We start from the raw sequence: 18430 nt of genomic DNA, 5'->3' as shown, positions 1-18430 counted from the left end.
GACGGGGGAGGAGCGGTCGAAGATGCGCGGGCTCCACCGTCCGGCGACGACGTCGAGGACGGGGGCGTCGGTGGGTGCTGTGCGGTCTGTTCGCTGTGTCATGACCAGAGTCAACCATCACCGCGCGCGCATTGTTCCCCTTCCATTCGGGGTGGATAGGAAGGGGGATCGGCGTTGTGTGCGTCAGCGGTCGATGTCGTCGACCCGGACCCTGTCGTAGAGGACCACGTTGCGTGCCAGTGGGATCTGGTGCGAGGCGCTCTCGAGGATGTGCATGAAGTAGCCGGCGGTGTTCGGGACGACCAGGGTGTCCCCCGTCGAGATCCCCTCCGGGAAACGCATCCGGCGGCGGATGATCACCTCGTCCTCGATGCAGTACGCGCCGACGAGGAAACCCTCCGCGTCGGGACCGCGTTCCGGACGGCCGGATCGACCTGTGCCAGGCGTCCGCTGCCGGACGAGCAGGGGGTCGACGAGGATGTCGTCGGAGGTGGTACGGCACTGCGTACGGTTCATCTCCACCCCGACCAAGGGGACACCGTCGCTACGGTCCTTGAGGAAGGCCACCCGTGCCAGGATCATCCCGCAACCGTCGAGCACCGCGCGCCCCGGTTCCAGGTGCAGCCGCAGGCCCCTTCGGATCAGCGCGTCGGCGACGGATCCGTCGAGCAGTCCGCGCAACCAGTCGCCGCGCACCGGCGACTGGTGGAAGGGGTAGGTGTTCGCCAGCGGGTCCGACTTCCACGTGAAGGACGCCCCGGTGCCGTCGACCATCGCGCGGCGGGCGTCCAGGAACGCCTCCCACCGGGACCCGTCGTCGAGGTAGCTCATCGGCACACCGCCACCCAGGTCGACGAATTCTGGACGGTGCCCCAGCTCCGTCGCGGCATCGGTGACCTGCAGGGCGTCGACCAGGGCGAGCCGCCGGTCCGCGGCGGAGTAACCGTGCAGGTGCACGTGCGCGCCGACGACCTCCACCGTGCCCCCAACTTCCACGAGCGCGTCCCGCCAGATCGCCGGACGTTCCCCGAAGCGGGTCGGTGGCAGACGCTCCGGGTCCGGCGACACCCGCGGGGCGACGCGCGCCCGGACCGCGGGAGCGCCGTCACCCTGCTCGCTGAGACGGCTGAGACGGCTGAGACGGCTGAGTCGGTGCAGTTCGGCCACGTTGTCCACCGACACGGTCACCGCGTTGTCCACCGCCAGTTGCAGCAGCCGGTCCGGTTTCACCGCCGCGCTGAGGATCACGCGGTCCCCGGGCACACCACGGTCGAGGACCTGGCGCAGCTCGCGTTCGCTGGCGACGTCGACCCCGTGACCGGCCCGGAGCGCGGTGTCCACGAAACACAGGGCCTTGTTCGCCTTGCGGGCGTAGAACACCCGGGTCTCCACCCCGGCGTCGGCGCCGGCGTCGCGCAGCTCCGCCATGTTGCGCACCATCGGTGCGGTGCGCAGGACGTTGACCGGGGACCCGTGCTCCTCCAGCAACGTGCGACACGCCCCGGCGTCACCCAGCAGCTCCACCATCCACGGCTCCAGCCGTGCGGGCAGCGGTACGGTCCCCTCGGCGCCGGGCGTCCCGGGGCGGCTGGGCCCGTGGGCCCTGACCACCCGCCGTGCCCACCGTGGCACCACGTCGTGCAGGGAGCGGTTGAGGGAGTCGGCCCCGGTCAGTGACGCGTCGGCGTCCCGTCCGACCACCGAGAGCCCCGGTCGGCCCACCACGTGCCCCGCGGCGTCCACCCGCCCGGTACCGGACGCCAGGGTGCCGGGGACGTCCCCGGCCGGGGCGAGGACCGCGTCCACGACCACGTCGGCCGGCGGCGTCAGCGTCCCGACCTCCGCGCGTACCGGGGCGTGGACGACCCCGGCGTCGATGAGGGCCAGCAGCCGGGCGGCGTTGTGCGGCGGCAGCCCGAACGCCACGCGCTCCAGGGTCCGGGCCAACGCCGCGAAACCGGGCAGTGAGATGCGTCGACCGTGGGACGTACGCCACACGATCGCGGGGTAGAGCGAGCGCCACGCGTGGCCGACCGCCCAGGCGGCGTCGGGGGTTGCGGCGCCGGTGGCGACCGCGTGGGAGTTGCGGAGCTCGGTCACGGCATCCACTCCGGTATCGGTACCTGCGATGACGCGGCGCACGAGAGCCCCGTCCTCCGTGCCCCGGGCCGTGGCAAGCAGACGGTCCGCCGCGCACGCCACCGCGTCCCGCAGCTCCCCGAGGTCGCGACTCACCCGCACCCGACGCTCCTCGGCGGCCAACCCGTCCGACGGCCGCAGACCCGCCAGGGGACTGCCCGGCTCCGGCTTCACCGTCATGAACCGGCCGGTGCGGCTGAGCGGCCGGATGGCCGCAGGCTCGGACCCGCCGCGGCGGTAGACCCACCCTCCGTCGGCGGGGACAACGGAACCGCCGCGACCGAGGGTGAGCTCCAGCGCGGCGTCCACGAACGTCAACGCCGCGCCGCGCACGTCCACCACCGCGCCCGCGGCGATCCTGCGCAGCCCGTCGGGTGGATAGACCCCGACGACCGGTACGGCGGGGACGTCCCCCGACCCGACGGTCGGGGGCAGGGCCCCGGGCCAGGTCCGGGCGTGCCCGGTTGCCAGCAGCACTTCGTCGTACCCCTCCAGTTCGCCCAGGTCGGTGACCCGGGCGGCCACGATGTGCAGCGTGCACCCCGAGTCCGGTTGCCGCGTGGAGTCGAGCAGGGCCTGCCAGGACTCGGCGAAGAACCGGCCCACCAGCGACCGGGGCGGGAAAGGGTCGGCGTCGGATCCACGCCCGAACTGCCGCCGCCACCCGTCGAAACTACCCAGGGCACTGGTGACGATGTGCGAGGACACGTTCATCGTCCAGTGGTCGGGCTGCTCCGTGCCGTAGGCCGACCCGGCGCCGGGGGCCCGGTCGTCCCACACGTCCACGGCCACCCTCACCCCGTGCGCCCGCGCCTGGTCCAGGAGCTCCTCAGCGGCCCACAGGCCCCGCGGGCCGGCCCCGATGATCGCGACCCTCAGGTCGGGAGAGTTCACCGCCATGACGGCACCACCCCGATGTGTTCGGCGACCCAGTCGTCGTCGTAGAGCGTGTCCAGGTAGGCGGTACCGAAGTCGTGCAGCACTAGCACGGTGTCCGTCCGCTGTTCCGCATCCTGGCTCCGGCCGTGTTCACGGGCACGGCCCGCAGCCGCCGCGACGACCGCGCCGCCGGACGCCCCGGGCAGGATCCCCTCCCGCCGCGCCAGCGCCCGGGCACCGGCCACCGTGTCTGCCGCGGACACCCGCACGACGTCCCCGATGTCCGTGAGCCCGGCGAGGTCCGGGACCACCCCGGCACCGAACCCCGGCAGCAGACGTTCCCCACGCCGACCGCCGTAGAGCACCGACCCCTCCGCGTCCACCGCGGTGACCCGGGTGCGCGCACCGGTCTCGCGCAGGTGCCGGACGCACCCGCCGATCGTCCCGGTGGTGCTCACCGCCACGAACAGGGCGTCCGGGGCGCGTCCGAGCTGGTCGACGATCTCCCGCATCGTCCCGGAGGAGTGCGCGTCGAACGCCGCCCGGTTGGAGTACTGGTCGAGGTTCACCGCGCCCGGGAGTTCACGGAGCAGGTCGGCGACCCGGGTGCGCCGGGCGGCGAGCCAGTCGCCGGTCGCCGGGTCCGGGGAGTCCACGTGGTGCACCGTCGCGCCCAGGGCCGTCATCACCGCCACCGTCTGGCGGTTCGCGTGCGGGTCCACCACGCAGTGGAAGTCGATGTCGTGCAGTGCGCAGTCCCTGGCCAGGGCCACGCCGAGATTGCCGGAACTGGACTCCACCACGCACCCGCCCGCCCGCACGGTGCCCGTGGACAGTGCGGAGGCGAGCAACGCGGCGGCCGTGCGGTCCTTGGCGCTGCCACTGGGGTTGAACCCCTCGAGTTTCGCCCACACCCGTGCCGGGCCGGGGAAGAGACGGTCGAGCAGGACCAGGGGGGTCCCGCCGACCGTGCCGCGGATACCTGTCGTGATGGGGAGACCTTTCGTCGACGGTCAGTTGCCACGACGCTACGCCGCGGACCGGCTCAGTGGTGGAAGCCCGGATGCGACTGCCCGGCGGCAGGGTCCGCGGCATTGAGGTGGTCGACGCAGGCACGCAGGTCACGCACCAGGAAGGACGCCAGGTCGCGGCTCATGCCGTTGCGCACCACGATGCGTTGGACGGTGACGTCGGAGAGGTCGTCGGGCATCGGGTAGGCGGGCACCTGCCAGCCCTTCATCCGCAGCCGGTCGGAGAGGTCGTAGAGCGTCCAGCCGCGTGCGGCGGCGCCCGCGAGGCGCCAGGCGAACACCGGGACGTCCTGCGCGTCGTTCCACAGGTCGAACTCCGGCATCGCCCCGATCTCCCGGGCCAGGTACCGGGCCACGTCGATGGTGTTCTGCTGGACCCGCCGGTACCCGTCCATCCCGAGCTGCAGGAACAGGTAGTACTGCAGCAGCACCTGCGCGCCGGGGCGGGAGAAGTTCAGCGCGAAGGTCGGCATGTCCCCGCCGAGGTAGCTCACCCGGGAGACCAGGTCCTCCGGAAGGTCCTCGGCCCGGCGCCACACGACCCACCCGAGCCCGGGGTAGACCAACCCGTACTTGTGGCCGGACACGTTGATCGACGCCACCCGCGGCAGCCGGAAGTCCCACTCCATCTCCGGCTGCAGGAACGGGGCGATCATGCCGCCGGACGCGGCGTCCACGTGGATGCGCACGTCCAGGCCGGTGTCCGACTCGATCCTGTCGAGTGCGGCGGCGATGTCGGCCACCGGCTCGTACATGCCCGTGTAGGTCACCCCCAGGATCGCCACCACACCGATGGTGTCCTCGTCGACGTACCGTTCCAGGTCGTGACCGTCGAGGACCTTGTGCTCCTCGCTGATCGGCACGTAGCGCGGTTCGACGTCGAAGAAGTTGCAGAACTTCTCCCAGCACACCTGCACCGCCGAGGACATCACCAGGTTCGGACGTGCGGTGGACGCGCCGGCGGCGCGGCGGCGGTGCTGCCAGCGGCGTTTCAACGCCAGTCCGCCCAGCATGCAGGCCTCGGACGAGCCCATCGTCGAGGTGCCGACGGCCCCGCCCGTACCGTCTGCACTGCCCGTGCCGTCTGGGTCGGGTGCGTTCCACAGGGCGGCGATCATGCGCCAGCAGCGTTCCTCGATGTCCGCGGTGGCGGGGTACTCGTCCTTGTCGACCATGTTCTTGTCGAAGGCCTCGCGGTAGAGACGGTCGGCGTAGTCGTCCATCCACGTACCCACGAAGGTGGCCAGGTTCATCCGGGCGTTGCCGTCCAGCATGGCCTCGTCGTGGATTACCTGGTAGGCGGTCTCGGGGAGGGACTCGGACTCCGGGATGCGGTTCCGGGGGAAGCTGGTGGTCTCGCCCACACGGGCGAACAGCGGGTTGAGTTCGACCTGCGGGCGGTCCTGGGTCATGGCTGAGGTTGCCTTCCTGGCGGTGGGGCCTGCGCTCTCCCCGCCGAGGGTACGCCGGGGAAAGGGCGGGGGAGCGTGGCGCGGAAGGAGACTCAGAGCCCCTCGAGCACCTCCGCGGTCGTGGCGATGCGGTGCGCGTAGGTCGGGCCGTTGAGCTCGTGGGCGGCGTGCATCATCTCGGGGGTGAACGCCGCGGTGGCGTCGCGCACGAGGGTCACGTGGTAGCCCAGCTCCATGGCGTAGCGCCCGGTGGCCTCGATGCAGGTGTTGGCCAGCATGCCGACGAGCACCACGTGCGTCACCCCGTGCTGCTTGAGCTGAAGGTCCAGGTCGGTGTTGGCGAAGCCGTTCTGCGCCCAGTGCTCGGCGACGACCACGTCGTCCCCGCCGGGCCGGAAGTCCGGGTGGAACTCGCCGCCCCATTCACCGGCCTCGAACAGCCTCATCTCCAGGGCGGCGGCCTGGTTCGGGTTCACGAACCGCCAGTCGTGCATGTTCGTCGGCGTCCAGCGGCGGTGGGGCACGAAGACGACGGGGACGTCGCGGTGCCGCGCGGCGTCGGTGAGGGTGCGCAGGTTGTCGAGGAGGCCGACGTCCTCGGCGACGTCCTGCACCATCGGCCAGACCTTGCCTCCCTCGGAGAGGAAGTCGTTGTAGGGGTCCACGACCAGGACGGCGGTGCGTCCTGCATTGGTGTCGGTGCTCATGCTGCTTCTCCGTTTCGGGTGTTCTGGACGTTGACGAGCATCTTTCCGGTGTTGGCGCCGCGCATCATGTCGAGGAAGGCGTCGACGGTGTCGCCGATGCCGTCGACGACGGTCTCGTCCCACACGATCTCGCCGGAGCCGATCCAGCCGGCCATGCGCGTGGTGAACTCCTCGACCAGGTCGAGGTGGGCGCCCACGGTGAACCCGCCGACGGTGAGGCCGCGGGTGATGATGTTCTGCAGGTTGTCGGGGCCGGGTACGCGGTCGGTGGTGTTGTAGCCGGTGATCGCGCCGCACAGGGCGAGGCGTCCGGCGTCGTTCATCACGTCGAGCGCGGCCTCGAGGTGGTCGCCGCCGACGTTGTCGAAGAACACGTCCACCCCGTCCGGCGCGAGCGCGGGGAGCTGCTCGCGGACGGGGGCGTCGCGGTAGTTCAGCGCGGCGTCGTAGCCGTACCTCCCGGTCAGCAGGTCGACCTTCGCGTCGGTGCCGGCGGAGCCGATGACGCGTCCGGCGCCGAGCAGGCGCGCGATCTGGCCGACGGCGGTGCCCACGGCCCCGGCCGCCCCGGAGACGAAGACGGTGTCGCCCGGCTTCATCCACGCGATCCGGGTCAGACCCACGTAGGCGGTCAGCCCGGTGAGGCCGAGGATGTGCAGGTGGGCGGAGAGCGGCGCGCCGGGGATGTCGGGGACGGGCCGGAACGTGGCCGCGTCGTCCTGGATGACGTCCGTCCACCCGTGCTCGTGGAGCACCGCGGTGCCGACGGGCAGGGCGTCGGACGCCGAGGCGGTGACGCGTCCGACGGCGCCGCCGGTGGTGGTCTCGCCGAGTGCGAAGGGCGGGACGTAGCTGCGGCCCTCGTTCATCCGGCCGCGCATGTAGGGGTCGACGGAGACGAACTCGTTGGCGACGCGGACCTCGCCGGGGGCGGGGTCGGGGTAGGTGACGGTGACGGTGCGGAAGTCGTCGTGCGTGGGCCAGCCGGTCGGTCGGTGGACCAACTGGATCTGGGTGCTTGTTGCCTGCGGCATGGTTCTCCTGGTTCGGTACGCTGGTGGCGGCGGGTCCGGTGGTGTCATGTGGAGCCCGGCCAGAGTTTTAGTCCGGCCAGTACAGTATATACTGTACCGACCGGTACGCAACTGCGGAAGGATGACGAGGCCCGACGATGGGACGCCCACAGACATTCAGCACCGAGACCGCCGTGCGCGACGCGCGCGCGGTCTTCTGGCGCCACGGCTTCGACAACGCCCCGCTCCCCGAACTCGAACGCGCCACCGGCCTGGGCCGCTCCAGCATCTACCACGCCTTCGGCTCCAAACGCGGCCTGTTCGACGCCGCCGTGACCAACTACCTCGACGAGGTCATCCGCCCCAGCCTCACCCCGCTGACCGGCGAAACCGTCGCTCCGGACGCCTTCGGGCGCTACCTCGACATGCTCAAGGACGCCTTCGGCGCGCAGGACGCCGCCAGCGCGGCTGATGGTTCTGATGGGTGCCTCATCCTCAACGCCGCCACCGCCCCCATCGGCAGGGACGCGACGATGGCCCGCGTCGTCGACGACTACCGCGCCGAACTGCGCGCCGCCTACCTGCGCGGCATCCGCGCCGCCCGGCCGCAGCTGGAACCGGCCCGCCAGGAGACCCTGGCCGACGCCTGCACCGGGCTGGTGATCTCCGCGTCCGTGCTCGTCCGGGTCTCCCCGGACGCCGCCGTCACCGCGGTGGGCACCGCGCGCGATCTGCTGGACGCGGCGTAGGCGTCGCCGGGGAGCTGCTGGAGGGCCCCTGAAGGCCACCTGGAGGCCCCCTGGTAGCCCCGTCTCCACCCCGTCTCCACGCCGCTGTCGTTGTAATATGGGCCAATGATAAAACGCCTCATCGCCAGTGCGTTTTGGTTCGTCAGCAGGTGGCGGCTGGCACCCCAGCCCGCGCCTCAGCGTCCAACGATCCTCATCGGCGCACCGCACACGTCCAACTGGGACTTCATCCTCATGCTCGCCATCGCGTGGAAGCTGGGGATCAGGATGCGGTGGCTGGGCAAGACCAGCCTCTTCCACGGCTTGCGGGGCCCGGTGATGCGCGCGCTCGGGGGGATCGCCGTCGACCGGGAGTCCCCCGGCGAGGTCGTGGGGGACCTGGTCTCCCAGCTCAACGACGACAAGGGCCTGGCCATCGTCATCACGCCGGACGGCACCCGCGGTGCGCACGAGTACTGGAAGTCCGGCTTCTACCGCCTCGCCGAGCAGACCGGCCTGCCGCTCACGCTCGGCTACGTGGACCGTCCCACCATGACCACCGGCCTCGGCCCCACCTTCGAGGTCACCGGCGACGTCGCCGCCGACATGGCGAGGATCCGCGAGTTCTACCGCGACAAGTCCGGGTTCATCCCCGCCTCCCGGGTCGAGCCGCGGCTTCGTCATGAGCCGGGTCGCGAGCCGGGCAGCGGGCCAGGTGCGGTGTGAGGGGCGTGTCATGACCACCGACCCCGGTACCCCCACCCGGCGCACCGTGTTCTACCGCGGGCCGCGGCCCGTGCTGCGCGGCTACCTGCACCTGTTCGCGTTCTGGTTCTTCCTCGGCACCGGCACCAGCCTCACCGTCCTGGCGTTCGCCACCACCGGGTTCTCCTGGCTGGCCGTGGCCACCGCCGTCTACGCGCTCTGCCTCGCCGGCATGCTCGGGGTCTCCGCCCTGTACCACCGCGTGCCCTGGAAGAGCGAGGGTTCGGTGCAGGGCTGGCGGCGGGCCGACCACTCCATGATCGCCATCTTCATCGCCGGCACCTACGGGCCGATCTTCCTCGGCGCCGACGCACCGGGAAACCGGGTGCCACTCCTGGTGCTGTGCTGGGTCACGGCGATCGCCGCGGTGGCGGTCAACATCCTGTGGATCACCCACCCGCGGTGGTTGTCCGTCACGATCTACCTGGTGCTCGGGTGGATCGCCGTGTTCGGCATGAACATCCTGTGGCACGGGCTCACGGCACCGGAGCTGGTGCTCATCATCCTCGGCGGGGTGATCTACAGCGTCGGCGCGCTGGGGTACGCGCTGAAGTGGCCGACGATCAGCGAACACTGGTTCGGCTTCCACGAGGTCTTCCACGCCGGCACGATCATCGCCGCCGGCCTGCACCACATCGCCATCTGGATGATCGTGCTGAACGCCGCATAACCCGTACCCCGCGCAGGTGGGGCACGGGTTAAACGACAGAATGTGTGTCCGGGACCGGCGCTCCGCAGCAGGTCAAGCTAGAGGAAGGGGGCTCGGATAGCTCTTCGGGAGCTACTGAGCCGCGGAGCCGCCATTGCTCCGTCGTACCGGCCCATGGAGGCTGCGCCCGCTGACTCCGGGTAGCCCGAAGCATCTCGTCCCGAGTCCCCGGCGCAATCCCTGCATTTCGGTCCGATCACTGGCAGTGACCGGACCGAAATGCAGGGATTGCGCCGGGCAGCAGAGGCGCTGGAGCCACCGCTTCCCGGGACTTGCCCCGTACAACCCGGTCGCCTGCAGGTCGAGACGGGCTGAGCGCTGGTCATGATGCGCCCGAGGCAGACACGCATTCTGACCATTAACCCTGGGGCACGCACAGGAAAACCCCGGCACCGTCGCTGAACGACGGTGCCGGGGTCGGGAAGTTCTTCCTAGACCACCGTGACGGAGACAGCGGCCGGGCCCTTGCGGCCGTCCTCGGTCTCGAAGGTGACCTTCTGGTTCTCCTCGAGGCTACGGAAACCGTTGCCCTGGATCTCCGAGTAGTGGACGAAGACGTCGGCGGAGCCGTCCTCGGGGGAGATGAAGCCGAAGCCCTTTTCGGCGTTGAACCACTTGACAGTTCCGTTGATCATGAGATCATCCTTTCTTCAGTGTCAGCGTCCGGATCATTCCGTGCGCTGGGTCGACCGAATGTTCCTGGAGGAATCAGTTCGCGTCCAAAAGACAACTTCCGTGAACTTGATTCCTTCCGGGGAACCGAAAGGGAAAAACAACTCAGAAACTGTAACCGACGTCCACACTACACCGCGGGGCCCCAGCCACCAAGGACGCCGGCTACGGCACCAGCACGATGCGTCCGGCGACCGTGCCCGCCCGCAGGTCGTCGAACGCGCGCGCGGCGTCCTCCAGCGGGTACGTCGTGGTCTCCACGTGCAGCTTGCCCTGCTGGACCAGCGCCACCGCCTGGCGCATGTCGGCGCGGGTGCCGCCGTAGGCGCGCTCGATGTTCACGCCCCACTCGAGCGGGGACGCCGCGGTGTTGTAGCCGAACTCGCCGCCGCCGAGGCCGACGAAACGGATCGCCCCGCCCACGCCGACCACCGACAACGCCAGGTCCACGGTCGGCTGCACGCCGACGAAGTCCAGGACCACGTCCGCGCCGCGCCCGCCGGTCTCCTCCAGGATGCGTGCCGCGGCGTCGCCGTCGCTGGGCAGCGCCAGGTCCGCGCCGTGGGAGGCGGCGTACTCCACCTTGGACGCGTCGGTGTCCAGGGCGATGATCCGGGCACCGGTCGTGGCCGCGAGGATCTGCAGGCCCACGTGACCCAGCCCGCCGAGACCGATGGTGACCACCGTGGCGCCACCCACGAGCCGGTCACGGATGCTGTTGACCGCGTGCATCGGGGTCAGCGCCGCGTCCGCCAGCGGGGCGGACGTGGTCGGGTCCAGGTCGCCCAGCGGGTCGAGGTGGTGGGTCTTCACCGCGATGTACTCGGCCATGCCGCCCGGGGAGCCGATGCCGGGGGACACCGGTGCCATCGCGCCGCGCGGGTTCGCCACCTCGCACTCGTTGTCGCGTCCGGCGAGGCACTTGTTGCACTCACCGCAGCTCAGGACCAGGGCCACCAGGGCACTGTCGCCCTTCTCCCAGCCGGTGACGGCCTCGCCGGTCTTCTCGACGACACCGGCCACCTCGTGGCCCAGGGTGGCGCCGATCAGCGGGCTGTCGTCGGTGCCGATGATGTGCAGGTCGGAGTGGCAGAGTCCGGCCCCGGACACCTTCAGCAGGACCTCGTCGGCCTGGATCTCCGGCACCGGCCGGTCCTGGACCTCGACGGTGTCCTTGGCGGTGAATGTCACTGCACGCATGGGTGCTCCTTCTTCTCGTACTTCTGGTTCTTCAGGGTTATTCAGGTGCGGTATCTGAAATCGGTCTCAGGGCATTGTCAGCACGGCCTTGACGGTCTTTCCGTTGACGGTGTCCTCGATGGCCTGGTCGATCTGCTCGAAGGGGTAGGTGGTGACCAGCTCGTCGAAGGGGAACCGACCTGCCTTGTACAGCTCCACCAGGTGCGGGATGAACACCTGGGGGACGGAGTCGCCCTCGATGGCGCCGATGATCTGCTTGCCGGACGCCGAGATGCGCTCGAGGTCGATCATCGCCCCCGGCTTCGGCGCGCCGATGAGCGCGATCCTCGCGCCGAAGGACGTGGAGTCGATGAGCTGGGAGACCACACCCGGCACGGCGGTGGTGTCCAGCGCGTAGTCCGCCCCGCCACCGGTGATCTCCAGGATCTTCTCGACCGGGTCCTCGTTCTTCGAGTTGATGGTGTGCGTGGCACCCAGCCGACGGGCGAACTCCAGACGCTCGTCGATGATGTCGACGGCGATGATGGTCGTGGCCCCGGCGACGCTGGCCGCCATGATCCCGGCCAGCCCCACCGCGCCGGTGCCGGTGACCACGATCGACTCGCCCGCGGGCACGTTCAGCGTGTTCAGGACGGACCCCGCGCCGGTCTGGATGCCGCAGCCCAGCGGGCCGGCGATCTCCACCGGTGCCCCCTCGGGCAGCACGACCACGTTCTTCTCCGAGGCGATCGCGTGCGTGGCGAAGGACGACTGGCCGAAGAAGCTGCCGTGCACCCCGTCGTCCTCGAACGTGGTCGAGCCGTCCTCACGGGCGCCGCCGAAGTTCAGGAAGGTGAAGTTCAGGCAGTAGGCCTCCCGTCCGCTCCGGCAGTTGCGGCAGTGGCCGCAGGCCGCGTACGACATCGCCACGGCGTCGCCCACCTTCACGCCGAGGACGGCGTCCCCGACCTCCTCCACGATCCCGGCGCCCTCGTGGCCCAGGACGATGGGGTACGGGCTCTCGATGTCACCCTGCCTCACGGCGATGTCGGTGTGGCACAGCCCCACCGAGGTGACCTTGACGAGGATCTCGTCGGGGCGCAGGTCCCCGAGCGTGAGATTCTCGAAAGTGAACGGCTCATCGACTCCACGGACGACTGCAGCCTGAACTGGTGTTGACATGATCTACGACCTGTTCTCTCTCACGGGTTTAACTTATGCCTCCAGGGTAGACCCGTTCAGGCGATCGGGGTGCGGTAGTCTCGGCGGCTCCGCTCAACCGACCCCTCACGGAAAGTCCCCGCATGCCTCCACGCAACCCGGCCCTCGGCCCGTACCACGACCGTCGCGAGATGAACCTCGGCATCGTCCTCGCCGGACTTGCCGGGGCCATGGGCGCGGCCGCCTGGCTGCACAGCTCCGGCTGGTACGTGACCTTCATGACCGGAAACACCGAGCGCATGATCCTGGAGCACTTCAAGGGCAACCACCTGCTCGGCCTCGGCGCGCTGGCCACGGTGGCGGCGTTCCTGGTGGGCGTCATGGTCGCCACGTTCGCCCGCATCTACTGGTGGACGAAGTCCCGGCACGCCGCGACGTTGGTCACCATGGTCGCCGCGTACGTCGCCTGGTTGTTCGACGTCCTCACCGACGAGGCCGGTGCGTCCTTCGGTGTGGTGCCGATCCTGTCGCTGGCCTTCGGGCTGGGCGCGTTGAACACCTCCATCAGCCGCGGTAACCAGGTGGCGATGCCGCTGTCGTACGTGACCGGCACGCTGGTGAAGATGGGCCAGGGGTTCGCCCTGCACCTGTCCGGGGTGCAGCGGTGGGTGTGGGTCGCCCAGCTGGTGACCTACGCCGGCTTCCTCGTGGGCATCGTGCTCGGCGGGGCGGTGTTCCACTCCATCGGCACGGACAACTCCCTGGCCGCTCTGGCAGTGATCACCACGGTGATCGCCGCGGTGACCTGGAAGCTCGACCACCCGCGTTTCGCCGCGAAGGACGCCGCCTGAAGCGACGACCCCGCGTCGCGTGCAGGATCCGCTCGGATCGTGGCACGCGACGACCGGATCTGGCACGGCGCGCGGGGTACGTCCGGACGTCACGCCGGACGCCGCGCCGGACGCTGTGGCATCGGGCACGTACCGGCGTTCACCAGCTGCGCGCCGCGCGCGTCCGTGCTATCACAGAGATCCACGTCAAGAGCACGCACAGACAGCACAGACGGCACCGATCGTGCCCCGTCTCCCTTCCGTCCCTCACCTCTGCCCCCGGAAAGGACCCTGCCATGGAGTACACCGAACTCGCGGCGTACCGGCTGCACGCCGGACATGTCACGACCTGGACCCCCACAGCGACGACCTCCACCGCCGATTCAGGCGACGCCTGGGCCGTGGACCCCCGCCCCCTGTCCTGCAACCACGAGGCGCACGTCGCCGAGGCGCTCGCCGCCGGCCCCGCCGCGAACCCTGCCGCGAACCCCGCCGCGTCTGACACCTCGTCCGACGCCTCCGACCCCCGCGGCGACAACTGGATCGGCACCGCCTTCCGCATCCACCACACCTTCGACGCCGAGGTCTTCGCCGCCACCCTGCGTGCGTGGATGGTCCGCCACGAGGCCTACCGCACCACCGCCGTGGCGGGCACCGTCGGCGACTCCGCCGTGGAGGACCCCGCCCTGCACCGCAGGACGCTGCCCGCCGACGCCGTCGACGTGACGTCCCGCAGCGTCGGACACCTGGCGGACGCGGCGAGCGTGCGCGAGGTCCTCGAACGGCACTTCGCCACCGAGGTCTCCGCCCTGCAGTGGCCGCACCTGACCGTGGCGACCGTCGGACCGGACGCCGAGGCGCCGGACGACTCCCTCGGCAGCCAGGACGGCCCCTGGTTCACCGTCGTCTTCGCCGCCGACCACGCGGTGATGGACGCCTACACCCAGATCGTCTCCATCGCCGAGCTGCGTGAGATCTACGCCGCCGAGCTCGCCGGACGTTGCCCCGAGCTGTCGCTCGCCGGCTCGCACGTGGACTACAGCCGCGTCGAGCGCGAACTGGCCGACGAGCTCACCGTGGAGCACCCCGTGGTGCAGCGGTGGCGCGACTTCCTGGGACGCTGCGACGGCACGCCGCCGGCGCTGGCGCTCGCCGCGACGCCTGCGGCGCCCGAAGCGTCCGGCGCCCCTGAGCCCCTGCAGGTCAGCACGTCCGTCTGGCTGCTCGGCGAGGTCGACGCCACGGTCTTCGGCCAGCTCGCCAAGAGCTACGGCGGCAGCCAGGTCACCGGCCTGCTCGCCGCGCTGAAGGTCGCCGTCGCGCGCGCCGACCGCACCGGTGTCTGCGGCGACGCGCTGCGCTACGTGATGCCGATGCACACCCGCACCTCCCCGGAGTTCGCCCTGTCCGCCGGCTGGTTCGTGGGGCTGATGCCGGTGGAGGACCCGATGCCGCGCGGTGCGGACTTCTCCGAGGCCGTCGCCGCCACCACCGCGGCGGTGAAGGCCAACCGTGACGTGGTCGCCCACCCGTACCCGCGCGTCGCCGAGCTGCTCGGCGTCACCCGCCCGCCGCGGTTCGTGGTGTCCTACGTGGACACCCGCTTCATCCCCGGCGCCGACGACTGGACGCCCCACGACAGGACGCTGCGCGCCGTCGCCCGCAGCGCCAGCGACGTCTACGTGTGGGTGGTGCGCACCCGCGCCGGGGTGAACATCTCCATGCGCTACCCGGACGACCGGGTGACCCGCGAGGCCGTGCGCGCCCTGATCGCCGAGTACTTCGCCGTGCTGCACAGCGTGGTCGACACCGGCGACGCCTCCTCGGAGCCCTTCGAGGTGCCCTTCGAGGTACCGACGACCCCCGTGGCAGTGTCGGAGGGCTGAGCCGGTGGAGCGTCTGACCGCCGACGACCACCTCTTCGTGGTCATGGAGCAGGTGACGGGCATGCCCGTGCTGCCTCAGGTGATCTGGCGGATCGGCGCGGCTGGTAATACTGAGGCGTCCGGCAACACTGGTGCGGTGCTCGACCACGTCGCCGACGTCGGACGTCACCTGCGCGCCGGACGCCTCTCCCGCCTGGTCACCCGCACCCGCGGCCCGGTGCGAGACCGTTGGACCTTCACCCCCGAGGCCGGACGCGTGCACGTCGAGCGTGACCCGCTGGCCCCCGACGCCGTCACCGGGTGGCTCGACGACCGGCTCACCACCGGCATCGACAGCGTGCACGGCCCCGCCTGGGAACTGTGCGCCCGACCCACCACCGACGGTGACGTGGTCGTCTCCCTGGTGCGCAGTCACGTCGTCGCCGACGGCGCCGCGCTGATCAGCGCCGTCACCGAGGCCGTGACCGGCACACAGCACGCCGCCGGGTCCCGCCGCGCGCCCGGCGACACACTGCGCGACGCCCTCTCCCTCACCCGCGCCGCAGGACGCGCCGCGGTGGGCCTGCTGCGCGGCGGCAGCGGTGCCGTGCCCGCTGCGTCCGGCGCCGTTCCCGACGCTCCAGTGGACATGGTGGGGGACGGCCCCGCCGTGGTGCCCACCGTGGCGGTGCGGGTGGACACCGCACGCTTCGACGAGGTCGCCGCGGCGGTCGACGGGACGTCCAACACGCTGTTCCAGGCCGTGACCCTCGGCGTGCTCGCCGGCTCCGGGCGGGTGGGTGAGGGGGACGCCGTGCCCGTCGCCGTGCCGATGTCGGTGCGTGGTGTCGGCCCGGCTGATCCGGCTGATCCTGCTGATTCAGGCGTTGACCTGCGTGCCAACGTCACCACCGGGGCGACGGTGCACACCACCGTGGACCCAGGACGCTACCGTGACCTGCGTCCGCTGCGCGAGGCGGCGAAGGTGGCCTACCGACAGGTCGGTGACCGGGCGGAACAAGGCGGCCTGGACCGCGTGGCGGCGATGGCGCAGCTCGCGCAGGTGCTGCCGGACGCCGTGGTGCGTCGGGCCGCGGCAGGGTCCAGCACCCCGCTGTGCCTCGCGTCGAACCTCGGCGAGCCCGACGCCGCCTTCGCTCGCCTGGGACTGGACTCCGGACTGGACTCCGGGTCAACTGCTACCTGTGACGTGGCCCTGCGTTCCGTGATCCGGGCGGACTCCGCCCGGGAACTCGCGGCGCGACGGGGCGGGATCAGCGCCTGGGCGGTGCGCAACGGGGACACGCTGTCGTTGTCCTTCACCTCCCTGGACCCGGTCCACGTCCGCGACACCGAGCATCTGCTCGACCTGGTGGCCGGGGAGCTGGACCGGTGGGGTCTGCGCTGGGGCAGCGACGTGGTGCGGTGGCTGTAGCCGGCGTCATTCCCGGGGGAACTTGTCTCAGTACCGGAGTACTCGAGCGCCCTTGACAACGATCTTCGCAGATCACCCCGGCCCTGTCCGGAAGGATCGGATTGTTGTCTATCCCTGCGGCCGTCGCTGAATGCCGGAGCTGCCATCTCCGACAGTTGACGTCTTTTCTCCCTTGATCAGGGCGAGTTGAACGACTGTTGTCAGGAACGCGGCAGGTACCACGAACCAGATGGGGTAGTAGTGCAGTGTTCCTGCTATCCCCTGGTCGCTCACAATCGCGCCCACAATGACGGACATGACCGCCAAGGTCATCGAAGAGATTATGATCCGTCGAGGTGTAAGGCATTTTTCAAACATTGAGGATCCCTTCTTGGCAGGTTGCCCCAGTTCTTCCACCAGCTGTCCTTATCGTGGACCAGAACATTGTTGTCCTCGACCGGGCCGTGGGAAACAGGTGTTTCCGTCATACGGCATCGCCGATATGGATCCAATTGTACGATGCCGTACTTTTGTACTTCAGCAACGCTATCGCGAGGTCGGGGGGCCTGCAACCGGTGGGGTATTTCAGAGACAGGAGAACGAACGCCCGAGTTTGGGTGGGTTCTTATCCAGCTGGTCGGTTGGCTCGCAGGGCCTCTTGTAGTGCTCCGAATACCCCGTCCATCGCGCGGCGAGCTTCCGGGGTGTCCGGGTACTTCGCGCGCAGGTCCAGGCCCGCGTCTGAGCGGGAGAACCACAGCTGCACCGTGTCCGTAGGCGAGGACGAGGACACGTAGCGCGCCCCCTCCGGCAGCAGGGGAGCATCACCGGCACTGCCGCCACCGTTCCCGTCACGGAAGTCCATGTAGGAGACCATCGGCACCACACCGTCCGGCAGGGTGGGGGCGAGCTGCTCCATCATCGTCTCCAGGGGCAGGCCGGCCACGGTCACCGCGTCGCGCAGCCACCCCAGGGTGGCGTCCACATCACCGGCACTGGCGACGACCGGGGCATTGCCGACCATCCACCCGACCACGTCGTGGCGCGGATCGGCGCGCCGGCCGCGGGTGTGCACGGGGATCACCGTGGCGAACTCGGACGCACCGGTCACCGGTTCCAACGCCCCGGCCAGCGCGGTGAGCACCACGGCGAAGGTCCGGGCGTCCAGCTGCCCGGTGAGCTCGGGGGCGTCGAGCAGGTGGCGGACGTCTTGCACGGGCTCCACCGGCTCCACCAGCCCAGTCACCCCGAGGTCGACGGGGAAGGCGGGGACGCGTCCGGCGGTGGTGCCGAGGAAACCGCGCCACACGTCCAACGCCGCGTCCGGGTCGGAGGTCTCGGCGGGCGCAGTGTCGAGGTAGGACGGCCCGGGGCCGAGGGGACGCCCGGTGAGTTCGCCGTGGATGCGGCGCAGCAGGAGCCACACGCTGAGCATGTCGGCGTGGAAGTGGTCCACGCCGACCACCAGCTCCCCGCCGCACAGGGCGAGGAACAGGCCGGGCACCGCGCCGGGCCGGCAGCGCTCGGCCATCAGCGCCTCGAGCGCGCCGGGCACCGGGACGTCCTGCGTGGTGGGGCCCACGGTGACGCTCACGGCGTCCGGCGCGTAGGCCTGCTGCCGGTCCCCGCGGGCGACGCTGCGCAGCGCGTCCGCCCCGGCGATCACCGCGCGCACGGCCTCCGCCACGTCGGACGCAACAGCACCGGACGCTGCACCGGACGCTGCACCGGACGCTGCATCGGACGGCACGGGCAGGGTGCCGCCGATCCACGTGGAGCGTCCGGACGCCGCGGCGGCGGCCAGGTGGTTGCGCTGGTTGAAGGTGAGCGGTGCGCCCGTGCCGCCCGGCTCACCGCGCCAGTCGACGCGCAGTTCGGTGAACGGTCCGGTCAGGGCGACGTGGTCGAGGTAGGTGACGTGCATCG

Annotated in this window: 16 protein-coding genes; 6 read left to right on the top strand and 10 right to left on the bottom strand. The window is 70.6% G+C overall.

Annotated features, from left to right (window positions below):
* Positions 1 to 183 precede the first annotated feature (183 nt).
* The 5 genes from ACT3S3_RS13380 to ACT3S3_RS13360 all read right to left on the bottom strand — a co-directional run bounded on the left by ACT3S3_RS13380 (position 184) and on the right by ACT3S3_RS13360 (position 7202).
* On the bottom strand, positions 184 to 3039 hold the full coding sequence (locus tag ACT3S3_RS13380) for an FAD/NAD(P)-binding protein (protein WP_301442827.1): 2856 nt from the start codon (positions 3037 to 3039) through the stop codon (positions 184 to 186).
* Positions 3030 to 4010 carry a pyridoxal-phosphate dependent enzyme gene (locus tag ACT3S3_RS13375; protein WP_441578869.1) on the bottom strand — a complete coding sequence of 327 codons (981 nt, stop codon included), beginning with the start codon at positions 4008 to 4010 and terminating at the stop codon, positions 3030 to 3032. Before ACT3S3_RS13375 ends, ACT3S3_RS13380 begins: the two co-directional genes overlap by 10 nt.
* A gap of 53 nt (positions 4011 to 4063) precedes the next feature.
* Positions 4064 to 5461 (bottom strand): glutamate decarboxylase, encoded by a 1398-nt coding sequence (locus ACT3S3_RS13370; protein ID WP_301442828.1) that lies wholly within the window; start codon positions 5459 to 5461, stop codon positions 4064 to 4066.
* Positions 5462 to 5553: 92 nt separating this feature from the next.
* The gene (locus tag ACT3S3_RS13365) at positions 5554 to 6168 is read right to left on the bottom strand and encodes an isochorismatase family cysteine hydrolase (RefSeq protein ID WP_301442829.1); all 615 of its coding nucleotides are present in this window, start codon (positions 6166 to 6168) and stop codon (positions 5554 to 5556) included.
* The gene (locus tag ACT3S3_RS13360; protein WP_441578865.1) at positions 6165 to 7202 is read right to left on the bottom strand and encodes an NADP-dependent oxidoreductase; all 1038 of its coding nucleotides are present in this window, start codon (positions 7200 to 7202) and stop codon (positions 6165 to 6167) included. The genes ACT3S3_RS13365 and ACT3S3_RS13360 overlap by 4 nt, the downstream gene beginning before the upstream one ends.
* A gap of 137 nt (positions 7203 to 7339) precedes the next feature.
* Here ACT3S3_RS13360 and ACT3S3_RS13355 point away from each other — a divergent pair, with 137 nt between their 5' ends.
* The 3 genes from ACT3S3_RS13355 (at position 7340) to trhA (ending at position 9344) form a co-directional block, all read left to right on the top strand.
* Complete coding sequence (locus ACT3S3_RS13355) at positions 7340 to 7930, top strand: TetR/AcrR family transcriptional regulator (RefSeq protein ID WP_301442831.1); 591 nt, start codon at positions 7340 to 7342, stop codon at positions 7928 to 7930.
* A gap of 105 nt (positions 7931 to 8035) precedes the next feature.
* Positions 8036 to 8635: a 1-acyl-sn-glycerol-3-phosphate acyltransferase gene (locus ACT3S3_RS13350; RefSeq protein WP_301442832.1), complete on the top strand. Its 600-nt coding sequence runs from the start codon at positions 8036 to 8038 to the stop codon at positions 8633 to 8635.
* A gap of 10 nt (positions 8636 to 8645) precedes the next feature.
* Entirely contained in the window at positions 8646 to 9344 is a 699-nt protein-coding gene (trhA, locus tag ACT3S3_RS13345; protein ID WP_301442833.1) for a PAQR family membrane homeostasis protein TrhA, read from the top strand.
* A 470-nt stretch (positions 9345 to 9814) separates the two neighbouring features.
* Here trhA and ACT3S3_RS13340 read toward each other — a convergent pair whose 3' ends face one another.
* The 3 genes from ACT3S3_RS13340 to ACT3S3_RS13330 all read right to left on the bottom strand — a co-directional run bounded on the left by ACT3S3_RS13340 (position 9815) and on the right by ACT3S3_RS13330 (position 12416).
* Complete coding sequence (locus ACT3S3_RS13340) at positions 9815 to 10018, bottom strand: cold-shock protein (RefSeq protein ID WP_301443614.1); 204 nt, start codon at positions 10016 to 10018, stop codon at positions 9815 to 9817.
* A 202-nt stretch (positions 10019 to 10220) separates the two neighbouring features.
* The gene (locus ACT3S3_RS13335) at positions 10221 to 11255 is read right to left on the bottom strand and encodes an alcohol dehydrogenase catalytic domain-containing protein (RefSeq protein ID WP_301443615.1); all 1035 of its coding nucleotides are present in this window, start codon (positions 11253 to 11255) and stop codon (positions 10221 to 10223) included.
* A 66-nt stretch (positions 11256 to 11321) separates the two neighbouring features.
* Positions 11322 to 12416, bottom strand: coding sequence for an NAD(P)-dependent alcohol dehydrogenase (locus tag ACT3S3_RS13330; RefSeq protein ID WP_441578863.1), 1095 nt, complete (start codon positions 12414 to 12416; stop codon positions 11322 to 11324).
* A gap of 122 nt (positions 12417 to 12538) precedes the next feature.
* Here ACT3S3_RS13330 and ACT3S3_RS13325 point away from each other — a divergent pair, with 122 nt between their 5' ends.
* The 3 genes from ACT3S3_RS13325 to ACT3S3_RS13315 all read left to right on the top strand — a co-directional run bounded on the left by ACT3S3_RS13325 (position 12539) and on the right by ACT3S3_RS13315 (position 16525).
* Positions 12539 to 13246: a YoaK family protein gene (locus ACT3S3_RS13325; RefSeq protein ID WP_444626923.1), complete on the top strand. Its 708-nt coding sequence runs from the start codon at positions 12539 to 12541 to the stop codon at positions 13244 to 13246.
* A gap of 275 nt (positions 13247 to 13521) precedes the next feature.
* Entirely contained in the window at positions 13522 to 15111 is a 1590-nt protein-coding gene (locus ACT3S3_RS13320; protein ID WP_441588226.1) for a condensation domain-containing protein, read from the top strand.
* A gap of 4 nt (positions 15112 to 15115) precedes the next feature.
* On the top strand, positions 15116 to 16525 hold the full coding sequence (locus tag ACT3S3_RS13315; RefSeq protein ID WP_441578861.1) for a hypothetical protein: 1410 nt from the start codon (positions 15116 to 15118) through the stop codon (positions 16523 to 16525).
* A 108-nt stretch (positions 16526 to 16633) separates the two neighbouring features.
* On the opposite strand, the gene ACT3S3_RS13310 is transcribed toward ACT3S3_RS13315, so the two are convergent.
* On the bottom strand, positions 16634 to 16921 hold the full coding sequence (locus ACT3S3_RS13310) for a hypothetical protein (RefSeq protein ID WP_301443958.1): 288 nt from the start codon (positions 16919 to 16921) through the stop codon (positions 16634 to 16636).
* Between the two features lie 208 nt (positions 16922 to 17129).
* Positions 17130 to 18428, bottom strand: coding sequence for a hypothetical protein (locus tag ACT3S3_RS13305; protein ID WP_301443959.1), 1299 nt, complete (start codon positions 18426 to 18428; stop codon positions 17130 to 17132).
* Between the last annotated feature and the right edge of the window lie 2 nt (positions 18429 to 18430).

Origin of the sequence: Corynebacterium sp. AOP40-4SA-5, from assembly GCF_052377355.1 — a bacterium.
In the GTDB taxonomy this organism is placed as follows: domain Bacteria; phylum Actinomycetota; class Actinomycetes; order Mycobacteriales; family Mycobacteriaceae; genus Corynebacterium.
Note: the sequence above shows the minus strand (reverse complement) of the source record. Positions and strands in the feature narration are given on the sequence as shown.